The organism is Nocardia stercoris (genome assembly GCF_003696265.1).
GTDB classification, from domain to species: Bacteria; Actinomycetota; Actinomycetes; order Mycobacteriales; family Mycobacteriaceae; genus Nocardia; species Nocardia stercoris.
On record NZ_RFFH01000041.1, the window covers coordinates 1 to 5,055 of the forward strand.

1 protein-coding gene is annotated in these 5,055 nt (G+C 72.1%); it reads right to left on the minus strand.

Going from position 1 to position 5,055, the window contains the following annotated elements; all coding sequences use genetic code 11:
* A partial coding sequence (locus EBN03_RS33430) for a type I polyketide synthase (RefSeq protein ID WP_147471803.1) occupies nt 1-5,055 on the minus strand: 5,055 nt, incomplete at both ends.

The window sequence follows — 5,055 nt, forward strand, 5'->3', positions numbered from 1 at the left end:
GGGACCAATCCACCAGCTCCCCGAAGGCCGCATCGCACTCGGCGATCTTCGCCGCGAAAACCGGTGCGGTGTCGAGCAACTCGACACCCATCCCGACCCACTGCGCCCCCTGACCCGGGAACACCAGAACAGTCCGGCCCGACGCGCGTGCGGTGCCGGTTCGCACGAAGCGGCTCTCGATCCCGGCGGCGACGGCGGTCAGCCCCGACAGCAACTCGTCCCGGCCCGCACCGACGACCACCGCACGGTGCTCGAACCGCGTGCGGCTCGATACCAGTGACCGGGCCACATCCGCGACATCCAGGTCCGGTTGCACCGCGAGGGCCGCGCCGAGCCGGGAAGCCTGCTCCGCCAACGCCTCCGGTGAACGCGCCGAAACGACCCACGACACCGTCGAGCCGGCGATGCCCGAGGTGACCGGCGCGCCGGGGCGCGGCGCCGACTCCGCGGCGGCCGGGGCCTCTTCGAGGATGGCGTGCGCATTGGTCCCGGAGATACCGAAGGACGACACACCGGCCCGGCGCGGCCGATCGGTGCGATCCCACGGTCGCTGCTCGGTCAGCAACTCCACCGAACCCGCGGACCAATCCACATGCGTCGACGGCTGATCCACGTGCAAGGTCTTCGGCAACACACCGTGCCGCATCGCCTGCACCATCTTGATCACACCACCCACACCGGCCGCCGCCTGGGTGTGACCGGTGTTCGACTTCAGCGAACCCAGCCACAGCGGCCGGCCTTCGGGCCGACCCTGGCCGTAGGTCGCCAGCAAGGCCTGCGCCTCGATCGGGTCACCCAGCGTGGTCCCGGTTCCGTGTGCCTCCACCGCGTCGACATCGGTGGTCGACAGTCCGGCGTTGGCCAGCGCCTGACGAATAACCCGTTGCTGCGCAGGCCCGTTCGGCGCGGTCAAACCGTTCGAGGCACCGTCCTGATTGACCGCGGTGCCGCGCACGAGAGCCAGCACGCGGTGACCGCGGCGCCGCGCGTCCGACAACCGCTCCACCACCAGCATGCCGACACCTTCGGCCCACGCGGTGCCGTCGGCGGCGTCGGCGAACGACTTGCTGCGTCCGTCGGGGGCCAGGCCCCGCTGCCGGGAGAACTCGACGAAGATGTCGGGCGTCGCCATCACGGCGACACCACCGACCAGCGCCATCCCCGTCTCACCGGACCGCAACGAGGCCACCGCTTGGTGCAGTGCGACCAGACTCGACGAACACGCGGTGTCCACGGAGACCGCCGGCCCTTCCAGACCCAACGTGTACGAGACGCGCCCGGACACGATGGCACCGTTGCCGGCGTTGTGTGGATAGTCGTGGTACATGGCGCCGACGAACACACCGGTATCGCTGCCCCGCAACGACTTCGGGTCGATGCCGGCGTCTTCGAGCGCCTCCCACGACGTCTCCAGCACCAGGCGCTGCTGCGGGTCCATCGTCAGCGCCTCGCGCGGGCTGATCCCGAAGAAGCCCGCGTCGAACATGCCGGCTTCGTAGAGGAAGCCGCCCGTCCGGACGTAGCTCTTCCCGACGGCCGCCGGGTCCGGGTCGAACAGGCCGTCCACGTCCCAGCCGCGGTCGGGCGGGAACTCGCCGATCCCGTCCCGGCCGTGGAACACCAAGTCCCACAGGTCCTGTGGGGAGGAGACGCCGCCGGGGTACCGGCAGCTCATACCCACGATCGCGATCGGCTCGTCGACGGCGGTCCGCACCGGAGCGGGCGCGGTGGCGGTCGCCGCCGCACCGCCGAGCTGCTCCAGCAGGAACATCGCGACCGACTGCGGCGTCGGGTAGTCGAAGATCACTGTGGCCGGCACCGAAACCTCGGTCGCGATCCGCAACCGGTTCCGCGCCTCGACCGCGGTCAGCGAATCGAAGCCGAGCTCTTGGAAATTCCGGTCCGCGGCCACCGCTGCGGCATTGTCGTGGCCCAGCACCGCCGCGAACTCGGTGCGCACCAGGTCCAGCAGCAACGTCAGCTGCTCACCGGAGGTCATCCCGGCCAGCCGCCCGCGCAGGCCCGTCACCGCTGTGCTGTCGGCGGTGGTGACAGTCGGGCGTGGGGCCACCGGCACCAGGTCCCGCAGCAGCGGGGCCACCACCCCGGCCCGCGCCTGCCCGGCCAGTCCGGCGAGATCGAACGACGCCGCGACGACCTCCGCCCGATCCGCCTCGACCGCGGCGTCGAACATCGCCAGACCCTGGTCGTCGGACAGGCCCAGCACACCGAAGCGGCCGATGCGGGCGGTCTCGGTGGCGTCCAGGTGACCGGTGAGCCCGGTCGAGGAGGCCCACAATCCCCACGCGATAGCCGTTCCGGCCAGGCCCGCGGCGCGCCGCTGCCCGGCCAGGGCGTCGAGCAGGACGTTGGCCGCGGCGTAGTTCCCCTGGCCGGGCGTGCCCAGAGTGCCCGCGACGGAGGAGAACAGCGCGAACAGCGGCAGGTCCAGGTCACGAGTGGCCTCGTGCAGGTACCACGCCGCGTCCGCCTTCGCGGCCAGTACCGTGTCCAGGCGGTCCGGGGTCAGCGCGGCGATCACACCGTCGTCGAGCACGCCGGCGGCGTGCACCACACCGGACAACGGGAACTCGGGCGGCTTGCGGCGGAAGACCTTGCGCTTCGGCGCGGCCGGAGCCAGCTTCATGAGCTCCGCGACGCCCTCCCGGGTCGACACGTCACAGGCGACGACCCGCACCCGCGCGCCGAGGGCGGTCAGTTCGTCGGTCAGCTCCTGCGCTCCCGCGGCGGCCGGGCCGCTGCGGCTGGCCAGCACCAGCGATCGGATGCCGCGCTCGCGCACCAGATGCCGGGCCAACAGCGCGCCGAGACCGCCGGTGCCGCCGGTGATCACCACCGTGCCCGCCGCGATCCGCGGCCACACGGTGTCGTCTCCCCCGGGAGCGGGGAGCTTGGTCAGGCGCGCACCGTACAGTCGGCCGTCGCGTAACACCAGCTGCGGCTCGCCGGTGCCCAGGATCGCGGCGGGGATCTCGCCCGCGTCGATTCCGGTGTCCAGCAGCATGATCCGGCCCGGCTCCTCGGCCTGGGCGGAACGCACGAGACCCCAGGCCGCCGCGCCCGCCGGATCGGTGACCGGTGCGCCGTTCACGGCGACGGCACCCGCGGTCAGCACCACCAGCCAGGTGGACGCGAACCGCTCCTGGGCCGAGAACTGTTGCAGTACAGCGAGAACCCGCTGCGTGAGCGCGCGCACCGCGGCCGGGACGTCCGGCTCGTCGCCGCGGTCGCGGCAGTCCAGCACGACCACCGCCGGCATCGGCCCGGATTCGGGGACGGCAGCCCAGTCGAGGTAGTCGAGCGCGGTGTCGCGGGCGGACTCGCGTAGCGGGGTCCAGGTCAGCGCGTGGAGCCGGGCCGCGGCCCGGGGTAGCGCGGCACCGGGCCGCAACTGCCGGGTGGTCAGGGAGCCGATCGACAGGACCGGGTTACCCTCCGGGTCGGTCACGTCGACAGCGAAAGTCTCGGCGGCGGCGCCGAAGGTGATCCGCGCCCGCACCGTCGACGCACCGGACGCGTACCGGCTCACGTTCTCCCAGGCGAACGGCAGTGCCGGGGCGCCGGACGTCGAGTCGGCGATCGAGGCGTGCAGCACCGCGTCCAGCAGCGCGGGGTGGATGCCGAACCGGTCGCTCTCCCCGGCACCGGCCGGGAGGGTGACCTCCGCGAACAGTTCGGCACCGTGCCGCCACACGGCCCGCAGCCCCTGGAAGGCCGGGCCGTACCCGTAGCCACGGCCGGCCAGCCGGTCGTACAGTCCCTCGAGCGGAACGGCCACGGCGTCGGCCGGTGGCCAGTCCGTCGTTGCTACGCCGGCACTGCGCGCCTGGGTGCTCAGCACGCCCTGGGCGTGCCACTCCCACTCCGAATCCTGCTGTGCGCCTTGGGAGAAGATCGACACCGCGCGATTCGGGGTGTCGTCGGCCGGGCCGACGAGGATCTGGATCCGGACCGCGCCCGTCGCCGGCAGCACCAGCGGCGTCACCAAGGTGAGTTCTTGCAGCGCGACACATCCGGCCAGATCACCGGCCCGCAGCGCCAGCTCCACGAACGCGGTTCCCGGGAGCAGGATCGTCTCGTCGATGACATGGTCGGCCAGCCACGGCTGCGACCGCACCGACAACCGGCCCGTGACGACCAGCTGCCCCGAATCCGCCGTGACCACCATCGCGCCCAGGAGCGGATGATCGACGGACTCCACCCCGAGCTCGCTGGTGTCCCGGGCTTCCGGGTGCGTCTCGGCCCAGTGCCGGCGGCGCTGGAACGCGTAGGTGGGCAGGTCGATTCGCCGGGGCGTGCGACCGGCCCACAGCTCGGCCCACCGCACATCGATACCGTCTGCGCACAAGGCCGCGGCGGCCAGCAGCAGTGTCCGCACCTCGGTGGCCGGTACCTCCCCGGTCGACGGCGCATCAGGTGCCGACGGCGTGCTCTCGGCGACACGTGGCTTCCGCAGCACCGGAACCACACGCGCGGTAGCGGTTTCCGCCAGGCTCTGCGAAATCAGCGCGCTCAGCCCACCGTCCGGTCCCGCAACCACGAATGTGGTTGCACCCGTGGCGTGCAACGATCGCACACCGTCGGAGAACCGGACCGTCTCGCGCACGTGCCGTACCCAGTACTCCGGCGTCGACACCTCGGCACCGGCGAGTTCACCGGTCAGATTGGACACCAACGGAATCCTCGGCTCGGCGAACGACAACCCGGCGACGATCTCGCCGAACTCCGCGAGCATCGGATCCATCGACGACGAATGGAACGCGTGCGACACCCGCAACGGCGACACCCGATGACCCGCCGACCGCAGCTGCTCGGCGGCGCTCGTCACCGGATCACTCGCGCCCGAGATCACCACTGCCTGTGGCCCGTTCACTGCCGCGACCGCGACGTCGGAGCCGGGGTCACCGAGCGCCGCCCGCACAACGTCCTCCGCCGCGGCGACCGCGACCATCGCACCACCGGCAGGCAGCGCCGACATCAACCGGCCCCGCGCCGCCACCAACACCGCCGCATCCGCCAGCGACAACACCCCCG